The organism is Arthrobacter sp. 05N425 (assembly GCF_056397125.1).
In genome coordinates this window covers 256,503-273,408 of the sequence record NZ_JBFTMU010000003.1, presented here as the reverse complement: position 1 = coordinate 273,408, position 16,906 = coordinate 256,503, and the positions used below count along the sequence as shown (strand labels likewise).

The 16,906-nt window shown below is 67.8% G+C and carries 15 protein-coding genes; 7 read left to right on the top strand and 8 right to left on the bottom strand.

Features of this window, described 5'->3' with window-relative positions; all coding sequences use genetic code 11:
- Positions 1-4: 4 nt before the first annotated feature.
- Positions 5-880, bottom strand: a complete 876-nt coding sequence (locus AC1DGE_RS06870) for a sulfurtransferase (protein ID WP_476892278.1) — start codon at positions 878-880, stop codon at positions 5-7.
- Positions 881-928: 48 nt separating this feature from the next.
- Here AC1DGE_RS06870 and cds1 point away from each other — a divergent pair, with 48 nt between their 5' ends.
- Complete coding sequence (gene cds1, locus AC1DGE_RS06865; RefSeq protein ID WP_476892277.1) at positions 929-2,023, top strand: L-cysteine desulfhydrase Cds1; 1,095 nt, start codon at positions 929-931, stop codon at positions 2,021-2,023.
- Between the two features lie 13 nt (positions 2,024-2,036).
- On the opposite strand, the gene AC1DGE_RS06860 is transcribed toward cds1, so the two are convergent.
- Complete coding sequence (locus AC1DGE_RS06860) at positions 2,037-2,693, bottom strand: MBL fold metallo-hydrolase (RefSeq protein WP_476892276.1); 657 nt, start codon at positions 2,691-2,693, stop codon at positions 2,037-2,039.
- 106 nt (positions 2,694-2,799) lie between these two features.
- On the opposite strand from AC1DGE_RS06860, the gene AC1DGE_RS06855 reads away from it, so the two are divergent.
- Positions 2,800-3,297: a Fur family transcriptional regulator gene (locus AC1DGE_RS06855; RefSeq protein WP_441417858.1), complete on the top strand. Its 498-nt coding sequence runs from the start codon at positions 2,800-2,802 to the stop codon at positions 3,295-3,297.
- Positions 3,298-3,367: 70 nt separating this feature from the next.
- Here the strand turns inward: AC1DGE_RS06855 and AC1DGE_RS06850 are convergent, their stop codons facing one another.
- From AC1DGE_RS06850 to AC1DGE_RS06825, 6 genes are all read right to left on the bottom strand, one after another.
- Positions 3,368-4,246, bottom strand: a complete 879-nt coding sequence (locus tag AC1DGE_RS06850; RefSeq protein WP_441417322.1) for a metal ABC transporter permease — start codon at positions 4,244-4,246, stop codon at positions 3,368-3,370.
- The gene (locus tag AC1DGE_RS06845) at positions 4,247-5,062 is read right to left on the bottom strand and encodes a metal ABC transporter ATP-binding protein (RefSeq protein WP_441417321.1); all 816 of its coding nucleotides are present in this window, start codon (positions 5,060-5,062) and stop codon (positions 4,247-4,249) included.
- Between the two features lie 64 nt (positions 5,063-5,126).
- Complete coding sequence (locus AC1DGE_RS06840; RefSeq protein ID WP_476917156.1) at positions 5,127-6,044, bottom strand: metal ABC transporter solute-binding protein, Zn/Mn family; 918 nt, start codon at positions 6,042-6,044, stop codon at positions 5,127-5,129.
- 105 nt (positions 6,045-6,149) lie between these two features.
- Positions 6,150-7,211 (bottom strand): hemolysin family protein, encoded by a 1,062-nt coding sequence (locus AC1DGE_RS06835; RefSeq protein WP_441417319.1) that lies wholly within the window; start codon positions 7,209-7,211, stop codon positions 6,150-6,152.
- Positions 7,208-8,569, bottom strand: a complete 1,362-nt coding sequence (locus tag AC1DGE_RS06830) for a hemolysin family protein (protein ID WP_441417318.1) — start codon at positions 8,567-8,569, stop codon at positions 7,208-7,210. The genes AC1DGE_RS06835 and AC1DGE_RS06830 overlap by 4 nt, the downstream gene beginning before the upstream one ends.
- Positions 8,570-8,835: 266 nt before the next feature.
- Positions 8,836-10,308, bottom strand: a complete 1,473-nt coding sequence (locus AC1DGE_RS06825; RefSeq protein ID WP_476908573.1) for a GuaB1 family IMP dehydrogenase-related protein — start codon at positions 10,306-10,308, stop codon at positions 8,836-8,838.
- Between the two features lie 268 nt (positions 10,309-10,576).
- Here AC1DGE_RS06825 and AC1DGE_RS06820 point away from each other — a divergent pair, with 268 nt between their 5' ends.
- From AC1DGE_RS06820 to AC1DGE_RS06800, 5 genes are all read left to right on the top strand, one after another.
- Entirely contained in the window at positions 10,577-14,386 is a 3,810-nt protein-coding gene (locus AC1DGE_RS06820) for a multifunctional oxoglutarate decarboxylase/oxoglutarate dehydrogenase thiamine pyrophosphate-binding subunit/dihydrolipoyllysine-residue succinyltransferase subunit (RefSeq protein WP_476917155.1), read from the top strand.
- Positions 14,387-14,480: 94 nt separating this feature from the next.
- Complete coding sequence (locus AC1DGE_RS06815) at positions 14,481-15,080, top strand: GDSL-type esterase/lipase family protein (protein WP_441417315.1); 600 nt, start codon at positions 14,481-14,483, stop codon at positions 15,078-15,080.
- A 157-nt stretch (positions 15,081-15,237) separates the two neighbouring features.
- Positions 15,238-16,065 carry a DUF4097 family beta strand repeat-containing protein gene (locus tag AC1DGE_RS06810; protein ID WP_441417314.1) on the top strand — a complete coding sequence of 276 codons (828 nt, stop codon included), beginning with the start codon at positions 15,238-15,240 and terminating at the stop codon, positions 16,063-16,065.
- On the top strand, positions 16,065-16,676 hold the full coding sequence (locus AC1DGE_RS06805) for a PadR family transcriptional regulator (RefSeq protein WP_441417857.1): 612 nt from the start codon (positions 16,065-16,067) through the stop codon (positions 16,674-16,676). The genes AC1DGE_RS06810 and AC1DGE_RS06805 overlap by 1 nt, the downstream gene beginning before the upstream one ends.
- A gap of 95 nt (positions 16,677-16,771) precedes the next feature.
- Positions 16,772-16,846, top strand: coding sequence for a 50S ribosomal protein bL37 (locus tag AC1DGE_RS06800; protein ID WP_104061284.1), 75 nt, complete (start codon positions 16,772-16,774; stop codon positions 16,844-16,846).
- Positions 16,847-16,906: the final 60 nt, after the last annotated feature.

Here is a 16,906-nt window from a genome sequence, read left to right as displayed (position 1 = left end):
TGAGTCAGCCGCCGTGCGCCGGGCTGGCTTGAGACACATCGCCCTCAGGAGCAGCGCCGGTCACTACGTCGTTTGATGGATTGGTCGACCACTCCGAGAACGATCCCGGGTACAGGGCCGCGCGGAAGCCCGCGATCTCCAGCGCCGCGATCTCGTGGGCCGCGGTCACCCCGGAGCCGCAGTACACGGCGGTCGGCAGACCCGCCTGCACGCCCAAGCCGGTGAAACGTTCGCGAAGCGTGGCTGCCGGGAGGAACCTGCCGTCCGCCGCCAGGTTCCGGGTGGTGGGTGCACTCACGGCGCCGGGAATGTGTCCGGCGCGGGGGTCCACGGGTTCTATCTCGCCCCGGTACCGCTCCCCGGCCCGGGCATCCAGCAAGAGGCCGCTGCCGGACCATGCGGCTGCCTCAGCCGCGCCGATCACCGGCATGGCCCCGTCGGAGAGCACGACGTCACCCGCCTCCACATCGGGTTCGCCGTTCTCGACGTCGAATCCCTCCGCGCGCCAGGCGGCCAGGCCGCCGTCGAGCAGGCAGACCGTCGGGAAGCCTGCGTTGCGCAGCATCCACCAGAGCCTGGCCGCCGCAAGGTTGCCGGTGTCGTCATAGGCCACCACCAAGTCACCGTCCCGGACGCCCCAGCCGCGCGCGGACTCCTGGAACTGCTCCAGCGGCGGCAAGGGATGGCGTCCCCGGCTGGGATCGGCCGGGCCGGCAAGCTCGGCGGCGAGGTCCACGAAGACCGCGCCGGGCAGGTGCGCCTGCAGATAATGCTCCCGGCCGTGCGGGTCGCCAAGCGCCCAGCGGACGTCCAGCAGCACCGTCCGCGCGTCGGAGTCCATCCGTTCCTTGAGTTGGGCCACAGTCATCAAGGTGTCCATCCGCCCACTCTAACGCTGGACCGGCACCGCCGCGGGTAGGCTGGTGCGGTGACAAGAGTGCGCCAGCAGGACCGGGTTTGGGCCGACGAAGCCATCCGCCGGATCAATGCCGAGAACAACAGATCAGCCGACACCCACCTCTATTCGGTACCCCTGCCGGAGCACTGGGGCGTCCAGCTGTACCTGAAAGACGAATCCACCCACCGCACAGGAAGCCTCAAGCACAGGCTCGCCCGTTCGCTGTTCCTCTTCGGCCTGGTCAACGGCTGGATCCGCCAAGGGACCACCATCGTGGAAGCCTCCAGCGGCAGCACGGCCGTCTCAGAGGCCTACTTTGCGCAGCTGCTGGGGTTGCCGTTCATCGCCGTCATGACCCGGACCACCAGCCGCGAGAAGATCGCGCTGATCGAACAGTTCGGCGGCTCGTGCCACTTGGTGGACCACGCCTCCGAGGTCTACGCGGCGGCCGAGGACCTGGCCCGCAGCACCGGCGGCCACTACATGGACCAGTTCACTTACGCAGAGCGCGCCACCGACTGGCGGGGCAACAACAACATCGCCGAGTCGATCTTCGGCCAGCTGGCGCTCGAAGAGCACCCGGTCCCCCGCTGGATCGTCGTGGGCGCCGGCACCGGCGGGACCAGCGCGACGATCGGCCGCTACCTGCGCTACCAACGGCACGATACCGGCCTCGCCGTCGTCGACCCGGAGAATTCCGCGTTCTTCCCCGGCTGGATTGCCAGCCGGGACGACGGCGCTACAGCTGGTGCGACCGGCCTGCCGTCCCGGATCGAGGGCATCGGCCGGCCCCGGCTGGAGCCGAGCTTCGTGCCGGCCGTGATCGACCACATGATCCAAGTGCCGGATGCCGCCTCGGTGGCGGCCATGCGCCACCTGCGCGATTACGCCGGGCTGCACGCAGGCCCCTCCACCGGCACGAACCTCTGGGGCGTGTGGCAGCTCATCGCCGAGATGATCGCCGAGGGGCGCCGCGGCAGCGTGGTGTCATTGATGTGCGACGCCGGCGACCGCTACTCCGGCAACTACTACAGCCCGGAGTGGCTGCAGGAACAGGGCCTGGATCCGGCACCGCACGAGGCCACCCTCCGCGAGTTCTTCGCCAGCGGAACCTGGCCCGCCTAACCGGTAGCGGAACCTACACCTCCACCGAATCGCCGCTGGAGAGATGCCGGTATTCGGTGCCGTACCTGGCGCCGATCCTCGTGACGTGCCCTTCCACCAGACCGCGTCCCGTGTCGTTCAGCAGGGCGTCGTGGATCGGGAAAGCCCGCGGCGCGCGCACGCCGATCACGAAGTCCACCACTTCACCCACCTTGTTCCACGGGGCGTGGATCGGCACCAGCAGGGTCTGCACGTCGACGCCGTCCGGGATCGCGAAGGAATCGCCCGGGTGGTAGACGTTGGAGTCGACCAAATAACCGACATTGGCGACCACCGGGATCTGCGGATGGATGAGGGCATGCTGGCCACCGAAGCTCCGGATGGCAAAACCGGCCGTCTCGAAGTCTTCCCCCGCTGCAACAGTGTTGATTCGTTCCGCAGCCGCGGGCGCTTTGCCGCGCAATTGGGACGCAACGCCGTCGGGAGCGAAGAGCTGCAGCTCCGTGTCCTCCAGCAGGGCGTCGGTGACTGCGTCGACGTCGACGTGGTCCGCGTGCTCATGGGTGATCAGGACCGCGTCCGCGCCGGCGAGGGCCTGCTCAGCCTCGGAAAAAGTCCCCGGATCCAGCACCAGCACGCGGCCTTCCTTTTCGAGACGGACGCAGGCGTGGGTGAATTTCGTCAGCTTCATCCGGCCAGCCTATGGTGCCTTGCGAAGCGGTGTCCACGTGGCCCGGCTGGTAATCTGGGAGCCTGCCACTACCCGCAGCAAGACCCCCAGCGAAGCGAGTTCCCCCATGTCCCAGGGCGCCACAACCAGCGGCAGCCAGGCACCGGCCGAGGCCGCAGCCGCCGCCGGCAGCAAGGAACAGCCGGCGGGCAAGGAACCGGGCAAAGAGCAACGCGTCACTAAGCAGCGGCTGGCCGTCAGCGCCGCGCTGGACGAGCTGGCCGACTTCGTCAGCACGCAGGAGCTGCACCGCATCCTGCAGGAGCGGGGCACCTCGGTGTCGCTCGCCACCTCTTATCGGATCCTGCAGTCCCTCGCCGACGACGGCCTGGTAGACGTGCTGCGGAACGCCGACGGCGAGGCTGTCTACCGGCGCTGCGCGGTCACCGGACACCACCACCACCTGCTGTGCCGCAATTGCGGCAAGGCCGTCGAAGTGGAAGCACCCGCCGTCGAGGCCTGGGCGGCGCGGATCGCGAGCGAGCACGGCTTCACCGCCGTCGAGCACACTGTGGAGATCTTCGGGCTGTGCCCCGACTGCACGGCCCTGCAGGCCGGCCGCTAGAAAAAGCCGGTTGGCCCTGTCACCCGGGTTCCCAGCCGAGGGTCAGCCTCCCGGACGGCAATCCCATTACTCATGTTGTCTCCGGCACCATCCGGCCGCTGTCACCGCGCCGGTCCCGGATGCCGCCGATCACCCGGCACACCACGTAGATCAGGAAGGACAGCGTGGTGACGTAGGGGCTGATCGGGAGCCGCCCGCCGAGCGCCAGCAGTATCCCGCCCACCGTTGCCGTCACCGCGAAGACCACGCTGAGGAGCACCACGAGCCGCGGCGACGAGGTCACCCGCAGTGCGGCGGCGGCCGGAGTGATCAGCAGCGCCAGTACCAGCAGCGCGCCGACGATCTGGATGGACAGGGCCACGCTCACGCCCAGCAGCAGCATGAAGCCCAGCGCCAGCCCGCGCACCGGGACACCCCGTGCGGCGGCCACCCGGGGGTCCACGCTCGCGAAGGTCAGCGGCCGCCAGATGGCGATCAGCGCCAGCATAACGACGACGGCGGCAACCGCCAGGACCTGCAGCTGCACGGTGCCTACGGACACGATCTGGCCGGTGAGCAGGCCGAACTTGTTCGCGGCCCGGCCCTCGTAGAGCGAGAGGAAAAGAATGCCCAGGCCCAGGCCGAACGGCATGAGCACCCCGATGGTGGAGTTCTTGTCCCTGGCCCGGACCCCCATCAGGCCCAGCAGCAGCGCCGCCACCACCGATCCGGCGAGCGAGCCGAACACCACGTCGGCGCCGACCAGCAGGGCGAAGGCCGCGCCGGCGAAGGAGAGCTCGGAGATGCCGTGCACCGCGAAGGCGAGGTCACGCTTCATCACAAAGGTGCCCACCAGGCCGCCGAGCAGGCCCAGCACCGCGCCGGCCCAGATGGAGTTCTGCACCAGCACCAGTAGTTCGCCGTAGTTCTCGAAGTTGAAGATCGCATGGAGCACGCTGTCCAGATCCATCTAGCCCACCTCCCCTGCGATCGAGTGGGCGTCCTCGTGGTGGTGCGTCGTCGCGTCCGGCAGGCCCACCACGATCAGCCGGCCGTTGGCGCGGATCACTTCCACATGGCTGCCGTACAGATCCGACAGCACCTCCGTGGTCATGACTTCCTCGGGCGTGCCCACCCGGAAACGGCCGCCGGCCAGGTAGAGCACACGGTCCACGTAGTCCATGATCGGGTTGATCTCGTGGGTCACAAAGATCACCGCACTGTCCTGCTCGTGGCACTGCTTATTGATCAGCGCGCTGACCGCCTGCTGATGGTGCAGGTCCAGCGAAAGCAGCGGTTCATCGCACAGCAGCACCCTGGGCTCCGTGGCGAGGGCCTGGGCCACGCGCAGCCGCTGCTGCTCACCGCCGGAGAGCTTTCCCACCGGGACCTTGGCGTAATCCTGCGCACCCACCTCGGCAAGCAGCCCGTCGATCCTGCGGTTCACCTTGGCCCCGCCGAGGCGGATCCCCCAGCGGTGACCGTCGACGCCGAGCCCCACCAGGTCCCGGGCACGCAGCGGGGTGTCCGGGTCGAACGATTCCTGCTGCGGGACGTAGCCGATCCGCCGGCTGCCCCGGGCAATGGGCCGGCCGTCCAGCACGGCGGTCCCGGAGCTCAGTTCCTGCAGGCCGAGCAGGACCTTGAGGAAGGTCGTCTTGCCGCTGCCGTTGGGGCCAAGGACGGCAAAGAATTCCCCGGGGCTGATATCCAGGTCCAGGTTCTCCCACAAGGTCCGGTTGCCGAACGTGAGGGAGGCTCCGCGCAGGCTCACTACGGGTGTCAACTGGGTATTCCTCGATTTCTGCTTAGGCCAGGTGCCCACGCCGTTGCGATTATCTTAGGCCGGGCTAGCCCCGGGCAAGGGCCTTGGCCAGGTTGTCCACGTTGCCGGACATCCACTGCATGTACCCTTTGCCCTCGGGCAGGGTCTCGCTGAAGTCCACCACGGGAACACCCGCGGCGACGGCGGCGTCCTTGAGCGCGCGGGTCTGCGGTCCCTCCGTCTGCGGGTTGTAGGCCAGCAGCCGGATCCCGCCGGACTTCACGACGTCGATGGCGGAGCGGAGCACGGCGGGTGGAACATCCGAGCCGGCTTCGATGGCGGCGCTGTATTCGGCCGGCGTCCGGTTCTGCAGACCCGCGGCTTCCAACAGGTAGAGCGGCACGGGTTCCGTGACGGCGACGCCGCCGCGGGCCGCCGAGGCCTTGAGCGCCGACAGCCGGGTTTCCAGTCCGCCGAGATCCTTCTTCAGGGCCGCGGCGTTGTTCCGGAAGTCTCCGGCCGAGGAAGGCTCGAGGGCGCCCAGCTTCTCCGCCAGCGCGTCGGCCAGCCGGCTCATCGCGGCGGGGCTGTACCAGACGTGTTCGTTGAACGCGGCCGAGCTCCCGGAGTCCAGCCCCGAGACCTTGACGGCGTTGAGCAGGTCCTTCCCGTCCAGCCCGGTGTCCCCGGCCAGCTTGTCCAGGAAATCGTCGTAGCCGCCGCCGTTCTCCACCACCAGTTCGGCCTTGGAGACGGCCAGTTTGTCCTGCGTGGTGGCCTCGTAGGAGTGCGGATCCTGGCTGGTCCGGCTGATGATCGAGGTGACCCGCACCTTGTCGCCGCCAACGCTGCGGACGATGTCGCCGTACACGCTGGTGGAGGCCACCACCTCAACGACGCCATCGCCCGCACCGGGCCGGTCGCCGGCCGAGGTCGGACCGCAGGCCGTCAGCAGGAGGGTGCTGAGGCCGGCAAGGAGAAGAGCGGCGGCAGAACGGCGCACGGAAATACCTCGGATCTGTTATTGAGAAGCATTAGCAATACAACGAGTCTAACCCTAAATGGGAATCATTCCTATTTAGGGTGAGACCCGTGTTGCCTGCCTCCGCTAGTCCTGTCCGAGCCTGCGGTAGCCGGTTGCCTGCGTGGCATCCCGGATCTCCCCCACCAGCTGCTCGATCACGTCCTCCAGGAACAGCACGCCCTGGGTGTGCCCATCAGGACCAATCACACGGGCAAGGTGTGAACCGGTGCGCTGCATGACGGACATCGCCTTCTCAATCTCGTCTTCCATAGCCAGGTTGGCCAGGGAGCGGATGCGGCTTTCCGCGATCGGGTGCTGGTAGCCGGCCTCCGGGATCGACAGCACGTCCTTGATGTGGAGGTAGCCGGAGAGCATGCCCTCGTCGTCGAGCATCGGGAAGCGGGAAAAACCGGTGCGGCTGACCGCCTTCTCGAACTCCTCCGGCGTCGTGGCGGCCTTGAGCATCACTAGTTTGTCCAACGGAACCATGACTTGGGACGCAGTATGTTCGGAGAACTCCAGCGCACCCGTGATCAGTCCCGCGTCGTCGTCCACCAGGCCGTGCCGGGTGGACTCCTGCACGATCGACTGGACTTCCTCAAGCGTGAAGGAGGAGGTCACCTCGTCCTTCGGCTCGATCCGCATCAGCTTCAGGATGTGGTTCGCGGACCAGTTGAGGGCCACAATCGCCGGCTTGACCGCCCGGGCAATGAAGATCAGCGGCGGGGCCAGCAGCAGGGCCGCCTTGTCCGCCACCGAGACGGAGATGTTCTTCGGCACCATCTCGCCGAAAGTCACGTGCAGGAAGGTGACCGCCAGCAGCGCGATGGCGAAGGCCACGACGTCGGCCATCTCCATCGGGACACCGAGCGCCTCCAGCGGAACGGCCATGAGGTGGTGGATGGCCGGCTCGGCCACCTGCAGGATCAGTAGCGAGCAGACCGTGATCCCGAGCTGGGCGCAGGCCAGCATGAGCGAGACGTTTTCCATGGCCCGCAGCGTGGTCTGGGCCCGCTTGGACCCGGACTCGGCGAGGGGCTCGATTTGGCTGCGGCGGGCGGACATGACGGCGAATTCCGCCGCGACGAAGAACGCGTTGCCCAGCAGCAGTATCGCGAGCCAGAGTATTCCCAGCCAGTCGCTCATGCGGCACCGGCCTTTCCGGCAGCGTCAATGCGCCCGTTGTTGCCGCTGTGCGGCTCGTGCTCCGGCGGCGCGGGCTTGAAGCAGATGCGGTCGATCCGGCGTCCGTCCATACGGGTGACGCTGAGCTTTCCGCCGCCGACGTCGACAGTGTCGCCCACGGCCGCGATGCGTCCGAGCTGGCTCATGACGTAGCCGCCGACCGTCTCGTAGGCCGCCTCATCCGGCACGGTGAGGCCCGGGATCTGTTCGGAGAGTTCGTCCGGGCGCAACAGGCCCGGGAAGTACCAGTCCCCCGAGGCGCTCTGCAGCAGCCCGGGGCGGACCTTGTCATGTTCGTCGGCCACTTCCCCGACGATTTCTTCCACGAGGTCTTCCAGGGTGGCGATCCCGGCGGTTCCGCCGTACTCGTCCAGCACCACGGCGAGCTGCAAATTGCCTTCGCGCAGTTCGGCAAGCAGTCCGTCCAGGTGGATAGTTTCCGGCACGCGGAGCACCTCGGTCATGATGGCTCCGGCTTCAAGGTTGGCGCGCCGGTCCACCGGAACGGCGATGGCCTTCTTGACGTGCACCACACCGCGGATGTCGTCCGAGGACTCGCCGATCACGGGAAAGCGGGAGTAGCCGGTGCGTTTGGCTGCCTCCACAATGTCCGAGACCGGCTGATGGCCGTCAATGGTCTCCACCCGGATCCGGGGCGTCATCACGTCCGCGGCCGTCCGCCCGGAGAACTTCAGGGTGCGGGAGATGAAGTTGGCGGTCCGTTCGTCCAGGGTTCCCATCGCGGCCGAGCGTCGCACCAGCGAGGCGAGCTCGGCCGGGGTGCGGGCGCCAGAGATTTCCTCTTTGGCCTCGAGGCCGAAAACATTCAGTACCTTGTTGGAGAAGCCGTTAAGCACGACGATGGCGGGCTTGAAGATTGCGGTGAAGACCAGCTGCGGCCGGGCGAGGGCCTTGCCCACCGGGAACGAGAGTGCGATCGCCATATTCTTCGGGACCAGTTCGCCGATCAGCATCGACAGCAGGGTCGCCAGAGCCATTGCGAGGACCAGCGAGACCGAGGTGGCGGCCGCTTCGGGCAGCCCGAGCGCGGCCAGCGGGCCCTCCAGCAACTTGCCCACCGAGGGTTCCATCACGTAGCCGGTGAGCAGGGTGGTCAGGGTGATGCCGAGCTGGCAGCTGGAGAGCTGCGTGGACAGGGATTTCAGGCACTTCAGCAGCGGCGCGGCGGCGGCGTCGCCGTTGTCCACGGCGCGCTGCACGGTGGCCTGGTCGAGAGCAACCAGGGAGAATTCAACGGCGACGAAAAAGCCGGTGCCGAGGATGAGGAGCAGTCCAGCTCCGAGCAGTAGCCACTCCATTTAGCGGCCCGCTTCGGAGCGGAGAAGAGCTGGCCGGGGGAAACGTCCCGGCGGAGGATGGTCAGCCGCGGCCGACCCTGTTTCCTGTAGGGCACTCTGTCCGTGGAACGATGCGTTCCGTGCAGCGGAAGAGTGATGGGCGCGTGAACGGGGTTTGCCGGCTCTGCGGGTGGACTGGGCGGGAACGGATTCCGTTCCGCGCTGACAGCCCCCAGGCCGGCACCTAGATTTACTGTCCATAAGAATTTCAGTCTACAGGTTTCGGTTCACCAGCTCTGCGGCACCGGGCGGCCTTCCTCGTAGCCCGCCGCGGACTGGATGCCGGCTACGGCCCGCTCCCGGAACGCCGCGAGATCGGCGGCACCGGCGTAGCTCATCGAACTGCGCAGCCCCGCGGTGATCATGTCGAGCAGGTCCTCCACCCCGGGGCGGGCGGAGTCGAGGTACATCCGGGAGGTGGAGATGCCTTCCTCGAACAGGGCTTTCCGGTCCTTTTCGAAGGCACCCTCGCGCTGGTTGCGGTTCTGCACCGCCCGCGCCGAGGCCATCCCGAAGCTCTCCTTGAACTGGCGGCCGTTGGCGTCCAGTTGCAGGTCCCCCGGGCTCTCGTGCGTCCCGGCGAACCAGGAGCCGATCATGACCTGGCTCGCGCCGGCCGCGAGGGCCAGCGCCACGTCGCGGGGGTAACGGACTCCGCCGTCGGCCCAGACCCTGCCGCCGGCGTCGCGTGCCGCGGCCGAGCACTCCAGCACGGCGGAGAACTGCGGACGGCCGACCGCCGTCATCATCCGGGTGGTGCACATGGCGCCCGGTCCCACACCGACCTTGACGATGTCCGCGCCGGCCTGGATCAGCTCGCGGGTGGCCCCGGCGGTGACCACATTGCCGGCCACGACCGGCACTCCGGGGTCCAGGCTGCGGACCGCGGCCAGGGCGTCGAACATCTTCTGCTGGTGGCCGTGGGCGGTGTCCAGCACCAGCACGTTAACTCCGGCCGCGAGCAGTTCTGACGCCCGGCCGGCGACGTCGCCGTTAATGCCGACGGCGGCGGCCACCTTGAGCGCACCCCCGTCGTCGAGGGAGGGCCGGTACAGGGTGGAGCGCAGGGCGCCCTTGCGGGTCAGGACGCCGGCCAGCACACCGTCCTGCTGGACGGGCGCGAAGTCGGTACCGGCGGCGTCCATGGCGTCGAAGGCGCGGCGCAGGGAGAGCGCCATGGCGCCGGAATCAGCTGCGCCGTCGGCGTCGAACTCCGCGGCGTCGAGCACGAGCGGCTGGTGGCGCATCACGGAGGCAAGGGAAGCGAAACGGTCCTGGCCCTCGAAGTCCGCGGCCCGGACGACGCCGGCGACGGCGCCGGCGTCGTCCACAACCACCACCGCGCCGTGCGGACGCTTGCCCATCAGGTGCAGGGCATCGATCACGGTGTTCGAGGCGCGCAGGCTGACCGGCGTCTCAAAGACCGCGTGCCGGGCCTTGACCCAGGCCGTGACGCTCCGAAGCACGTCCAGCGGCACGTCCTGCGGAAGGACCGCCAGGCCACCGCGGCGTGCCATCGTCTCGGCCATCCGTTTCCCGGTCACGGCGGTCATGTTCGCGACGACCAGCGGGATGGTGGAACCGGTCCCGTCGTCCGCCGACAGATCCACGTCCAGCCGCGAGGTGACGTCGGAGCGGGATGGCACCAGGAAGATGTCCGAATAGGTCAGGTCGGTGGTCGGCTCACTCAAAAAACGCACGGCTGCTCCTTCATAGAGGGTCTCGGTTGTGATTCTAGAGGCACTCGGGCGGCGGGGCAGTTCCGGCCCGGGGGCGGTCCGCCGGGCCGGATCGGACGGCGTTGCGGCTCGTGGATGATTTGAGTCACCCTTATTGGCGGTTTGGCCGGAATCGTCACTAGACTGGCAAAGGTCTGGGTTCACTGGACGCGGAGAACTGGTTCGATTGACGTGCTGCGGCACCGTGGAAACCAGCGGGAATCAAACTCATGGAAGAGGCGTATTTCAAGTGCCAGAGCAGCCTAGCCACCGTCTACCCGAGGAATTTGGCGGAAACGAGTGGCTCGTTGACGAACTGTACGAGCGGTACCAGCAGGACAAGAACACGGTAGACGCCAAGTGGTGGCCGCTTTTCGAGTCCTTCGATGCCAGCGACGGTTCTTCGACCAACGGCGCCTCGGCAACGGCCGCCGCGCACCCTTCCACCCGTGAGCTTCCGGTCGTAGCACCGTCCGCTGCGTCTGCTCCCGCAGCCTCGGCACCGGCAGCCCCTGCTGCCCCGGCCGCCGCCCCGGCCCCTGCCGCTGCGCCCGCTCCCGCCGCAGCCCAGAAGGCGCCGGCCACCGTCGCCCGCGACGGTTCGAAGACCGCCGAGCCCGGCGCCGGCACCCCCATCCCGGCCCAGCTGCCCAAGAACGTCAAGGCCCCCACCGCGCCGGAAGAAGACGTCGTCTCCGTGCTGCGCGGCCCGGCGAAAGCCATCGCGGCCAACATGGTCACCAGCCTGGAGGTCCCCACCGCGACGAGCGTCCGGGCCATCCCCGCCAAGCTGCTGATCGACAACCGCGTGGTCATCAACTCCAACCTCGCCCGCGCCCGAGGCGGCAAGGTCTCCTTCACGCACCTGATCGGCTACGCCGTCATCCGGGCACTGGCCCAGTTCCCCTCCATGAACGTCTACTACGACGTCGTCGACGGCAAGCCCGTGGCCGTGCAGCCCGCGCACGTGAACTTCGGCATCGCCATCGACATGCCCAAGCCGGACGGCACCCGCCTGCTCATGGTGCCGAACATCAAGAAGGCTGAGACCCTCAACTTCTCCGAGTTCTGGCACACCTACGAGGACCTGATCAAGCGCGCCCGCAACGGCAAGCTGACCGCGGACGACCACTCGGGCACCACGGTCTCGCTGACCAACCCCGGCGGCATCGGCACCGTGCACTCGGTCCCCCGCCTCTCCAAGGGCCAGGCCGCCATCATCGGCGTCGGCGCCCTCGACTACCCGGCCGAGTTCCAGGGCGCCAGCGAGAAGATCATCGCGCACAACGCCATCAGCAAGGTCCTCACCCTGACCTCCACCTATGACCACCGCGTCATCCAGGGTGCCGGCAGCGGCGAGTTCCTCAAGCTCGTGCATCAGCTCCTGCTCGGCGCGCAGAACTTCTACGACGAGATTTTCGAATCCCTGCGCATCCCGTACGAGCCCGTGCGCTGGAGCCCGGACCTGCAGGTGGACCCGGCGGACGAGATCAACAAGGTCGCCCGGATCCAGCAGCTCATCCACTCCTACCGCGTCCGCGGCCACCTCATGGCGGACACCGATCCGCTCGAGTACGTGCAGCGCAAGCACCCGGACCTCGACGTCCTGACTTACGGCCTGACGCTGTGGGACCTGGACCGTGAATGGCCCACCGGCGGCTTCGGCGGCAAGCCGATGCTGAAGTTCCGCGACATCCTCGGTGTGCTCCGCGACGCGTACTGCCGCACCACGGGCATCGAGTACATGCACATCCAGGATCCCGAAGAGCGCAAGTGGTTCCAGGACCAGCTGGAGCACCCCTACTCCAAGYCGAGCCGTGACGAACAGCTCCGGATCGTCTCCAAGCTCAACGCGGCGGAGGCTTTCGAGACCTTCCTTCAGACGAAGTTCGTCGGCCAGAAGCGCTTCTCGCTCGAGGGCGGCGAGTCGCTGATCCCGCTGCTGGACGCCATCATCTCTGACGCCGCCGACGACGAACTCGACGAAGTAGCCATCGGCATGGCCCACCGCGGCCGCCTCAACGTGCTCACCAACATCGCCGGCAAGACCTACGCCCAGGTCTTCCGCGAATTCGAGGGCACCCAGGATCCGCGCTCCGTGCAGGGCTCGGGCGATGTGAAGTACCACCTCGGCACCGAGGGCACCTTCACCTCGGACAACGGCAAGGAGACCAAGGTCTACCTCGCCGCCAACCCCTCGCACCTCGAGGCCGTGGACTCCGTCCTCGAAGGCATCGTCCGCGCCAAGCAGGACCGCCTGGACGCGGGCGAGGCCTTCCCCGTGCTGCCGATCATGGTCCACGGTGACGCCGCCTTCGCCGGCCAGGGCGTTGTGGCGGAAACGCTCAACCTCTCCCAGCTGCGCGGCTACCGCACCGGCGGCACCATCCACGTAGTGGTCAACAACCAGGTCGGCTTCACCACGGCGCCGTCCTCGTCGCGTTCCTCCACCTACTCCACGGACGTCGCCAAGATGATCCAGGCGCCGGTGTTCCACGTGAACGGCGACGACCCGGAGGCAGTAGTCCGCATCGGCCAGCTCGCCTACGAGTTCCGCCAGCGGTTCCACAAGGACGTTGTCATCGACATGGTCTGCTACCGCCGCCGCGGCCACAACGAGGGCGACGACCCCTCGATGACGCAGCCGCTGATGTACAACCTGATCGAGGCCAAGCGTTCGGTCCGCAAGCTCTACACCGAGTCGCTGATCGGCCGCGGCGACATCACCGAGGAAGAAGCAGAGCAGCTGCTCCGCGACTACCAGGAACGCCTCGAGCGCGTCTTCGCCGAGACCCACGCCGCGCAGACGTCCCCGATCCCGATCATCACCGCAGATTCCGCCGCGGTGTCCGATCTGGAACGGCCCTCCGCCCAGCAGTCCGACTCGGGCATCAGCGCCCCGGAATCCACCGCGATCTCCACCGAGATGCTGGCCCGGATCGGCAAGGCGCACGTCCAATTCCCCGAGGGCTTCACGGTGCACGCCAAGCTCAAGCAGCTGCTCGAGAAGCGTGAGCAGATGTCCCGCGAAGGCGGCATCGACTGGGGCTTCGGCGAACTCGCGGCCTTCGGCTCGCTCAGCATGGAGGGCGTCCCGGTCCGGCTCGCCGGCCAGGACTCGCGCCGCGGCACCTTCGTGCAGCGCCACGCCGTCTTCCACGACCGCGCCAACGGCGACGAGTGGATGCCGCTGGCCCACCTCTCCGACGACCAGGCCAAGCTCTGGATCTACGACTCGCTCCTGTCCGAATACGCGGCCATGGGCTTCGAATACGGCTACTCCGTCGAGCGCCCGGACGCGCTGGTGCTCTGGGAAGCGCAGTTCGGTGACTTCGTCAACGGCGCGCAGACCATCATCGATGAGTTCATCTCCTCGGCCGAGCAGAAGTGGGGCCAGCGCTCGTCGCTGGTGCTCATGCTGCCGCACGGCTACGAGGGCCAGGGCCCGGACCACTCCTCGGCACGGATCGAACGCTTCCTGCAGCTCTGCGCTGAGGAGAACATGATCGTGGCCAACCCCACGACGCCGGCCTCGCACTTCCACCTGCTCCGCCGCCAGGCGTACAGCAGGCCGCGCAAGCCGCTGATCATTTTCACCCCGAAGCAGCTCCTGCGCCTCAAGGCTGCCGCGTCCTCGGTGGAAGACTTCACCACGGGCACCTTCCGCCCGGTCATCCCCGAGCACGAGCAGCTGCAGGCCGACGCCGTCGAACGCGTCCTGCTGGTCTCCGGCCGCCTGTACTACGACCTGCTGTCCACCCGGCAGAAGACCGGCGACACGACGACTGCGATCATCCGGGTCGAACAGCTCTACCCGCTGCCCGCAGCGGAAATCGCCGCCGAGCTGGCCAAGTACCCGAACGCCGACGTTGTCTGGGCCCAGGACGAGCCCGCCAACCAGGGACCGTGGCCGTTCATCGGCCTGAACCTGCCGGATGCGCTGGACCGGCGCGTGCGCCTCGTCTCCCGGCCGGCCTCGGCTTCGACCGCGGCAGGTTCGATGAAGCGCCACGCAGCCGAGCAGGATGCCCTGCTCAAGCAGGCATTCGCACGTAAGTAAGACCAGGCTGCCCGGCCGGAGGTGGAACACCACGACTCCGGCCGGGCAGCTTCGTTTAAGGCTTTGAACCGGCATTGGGAATGAAGAGGTAGTCGTGGAAGATCGGAAGCTGCGGATCGCAGCCGTTGGAGATGAGTTGCTGGCCGGCCTGGGTGACCCCCGGGCACTGGGCTGGCTGGGACGGGTGCTCGCCCGCACTCCCCACGACGGGCTCAGCCTGGAAAGCTACTCGCTGCCGTGCCCGCAGGAAGGCACCGAAGGGTTGGCTGAGCGCTGGCTCGAGGAAGCCGGCCGCCGGTTCGGCCCGCAGCACGAGAACCGCCTGGTGATCGGCTTGTCCGGGCGGGACATCGAGTTCGGCCTCTCCACGGCCCGCAGCCGGCTCAACCTCGCCAATATCCTTGACTCCGCTTCGCAGAACAAGATCGAGGTCTTCGTCGTCGGGCCGCCGCCGACCCTGGACCCCGCCCAGAACCGCCGACTGGGCGAGCTCAACACCGCCTTCGCCGATGTCACCACGCGCCGCAAGCACCTGTACGTGGACACCTTCTCGCCGCTGCTGAACCACGAGCAGTGGCGCCAGGACCTCGCGGCCAACGGCGGAACGCCGGGCCAGGCCGGTTACGGACTGATGGCCTGGCTCGTGCTGCACCGCGGCTGGTTCCAGTGGCTGGGGATCGACGCGCCGGAGTAGGCCGCCGCCCGTCCGGTCCCGCCCGGCGGACCACGGAAGATTCTGTCGCGATATATCTTGACCGCTCAGGGGGCGCGATATATCGTGTTTCCATAGTCGCGATATATCGCAAGCACCGAGGCTCGCCTGATCGCACCCGCCCGCATCCGGAGGAAGCATGGAACAGAATTCGTGGACCGTTACGGGTCCCCAGACGATCGACGTCGACGGCGTCCGCTCGCTCAAGCTCGGCATTGTCCGCGGCCGCTTCGACGTTGTCACCCACGACGAGGACGTGGCCCGGATCGAGGTCTCCGAGGTCGACGGCGATCCGCTGGCGATCAGCCTCACCGAGGGCCGCCTGGAGGTGCGCCACCAGCTCCACGGCCCGCAGGGCTGGTTCAAGAACCTGATGGGCACGGTCAACAACAACTCCAGCAACAGCGTGGTCATCAGCATTGCCCTGCCGGCCGGCGTGGACGTCGAGGCCGGCACTGTCAGCGGCGACGGCATGGTCTCCGGCCTCACCGGGCACACCCGGCTGAACACCGTCTCCGGCTCGGTGCTGGCCGACGGCACCGCGGGCGAACTGGCCGTCAGCACCGTCAGCGGCGAGGTGATCGCCCGCAACCACCACGGCGTCCTGACCGCCAAGAGCGTCTCCGGCGAAGTCACCGCCTCTGGCGAATTCAGCAACATCCGCGCCAACACCGTCAGCGGGGACCTGAGCTTCGACCTGCACGGCTTCACCCAGGACTTCGGCGCCAACTCGGTCTCCGGCGATGTCACCATCCGGCTGCCGCACGACGTCGGCGTGGACATCATCGCGAAGTCGGCCAGCGGCGCGGTGGTGATCGACGACCAGCGGTACGCCCAGCCCGGCGGATCCGTGCAGACCATCGCCGGTCCCGATGCCAAGCTCATGCTGGTCCGGACCAACTCGGTATCGGGGAAGACCTCGATCTTCCACCGCCAGCCCAGCACGGACACCGAAGCGGGGCTGTGATGCCGCCCGTCTTCGCCCACGGCGCGCTGCGGCTGTACCTGCTGGCCCTGCTGGAGTCCGGCCCCAAGCACGGCTACGAGCTGATCAAGGCACTCAGCGACCGCTTCGGCGGCACGTACTCCCCCAGCGCCGGGACCATCTATCCGCGGCTCGCCAAGCTGGAGGAGGAGGGGCTCGTCGCCACGCACACCGAGGGCCGGCGCACCAACTACAGCATCACCCCGGCCGGCTTGGTGGAACTCAACAGGCGGCGGGAGGAGCTGGCCGACGTGGAGGACGACATTTCCGCCTCCGTCCGGCGACTGGCCGACAAGCTGCGGCAGGACATCCGGGTGAACATGCAGGGGCTGCGCGCGGACCTTGCCGCCACGGCCGAGGCGGCCCGCTCCACGGCCCGCAGTGCCGCCTCCCCAGCCGGGGCGCGCTACTCCAAGGAAAGCGACCGCAGGCTGCGGGAGGCCGAAATGCTGGTGCAGTCCTTCCGGGACGATATGCGGGTCGAGCTGCGCCGCCACGCCGGAGCCCGGCCGGTCACCCCAGTCACCCTTGAAACCGTCAAGACGGTCCTGGACCAGGCCCGGATCTCCATCCGGAACTCACTGGAGGGCTGAGCCGCACGACGGCGGCCGCCCGGTTCGCGGCGGGTCCGCCAATGTGGGAGACTTGAGGGCAGCTCTTTTGAGTACCAAGATTAAGGAGGCCAGCTATGAGCAAACGTGCACGTAAACGTCGTGACCGTAAGCGTGGCGGCGCGAACCACGGTAAGCGCCCCAACGCCTAAGCCAAGGCTTGGATATCAAGCTTTAAGCGAAAGACCCCGGAAACCTCACGGTTCCCGGGG

What these genes read in the sequence shown, in the direction of transcription:
- AC1DGE_RS06860 (WP_476892276.1), bottom strand. Translation starts at nt 2,693, where the DNA reads ATGAAGCTGACGAAATTCACCCACGCCTGCGTCCGTCTCGAAAAGGAA.
- AC1DGE_RS06805 (WP_441417857.1), top strand. Translation starts at nt 16,065, where the DNA reads ATGCCGCCCGTCTTCGCCCACGGCGCGCTGCGGCTGTACCTGCTGGCC.
- AC1DGE_RS06850 (WP_441417322.1), bottom strand. Translation starts at nt 4,246, where the DNA reads ATGGATCTGGACAGCGTGCTCCATGCGATCTTCAACTTCGAGAACTAC.
- AC1DGE_RS06855 (WP_441417858.1), top strand. Translation starts at nt 2,800, where the DNA reads ATGTCCCAGGGCGCCACAACCAGCGGCAGCCAGGCACCGGCCGAGGCC.
- AC1DGE_RS06810 (WP_441417314.1), top strand. Translation starts at nt 15,238, where the DNA reads ATGGAACAGAATTCGTGGACCGTTACGGGTCCCCAGACGATCGACGTC.
- AC1DGE_RS06870 (WP_476892278.1), bottom strand. Translation starts at nt 880, where the DNA reads ATGGACACCTTGATGACTGTGGCCCAACTCAAGGAACGGATGGACTCC.
- AC1DGE_RS06830 (WP_441417318.1), bottom strand. Translation starts at nt 8,569, where the DNA reads ATGGAGTGGCTACTGCTCGGAGCTGGACTGCTCCTCATCCTCGGCACC.
- AC1DGE_RS06835 (WP_441417319.1), bottom strand. Translation starts at nt 7,211, where the DNA reads ATGAGCGACTGGCTGGGAATACTCTGGCTCGCGATACTGCTGCTGGGC.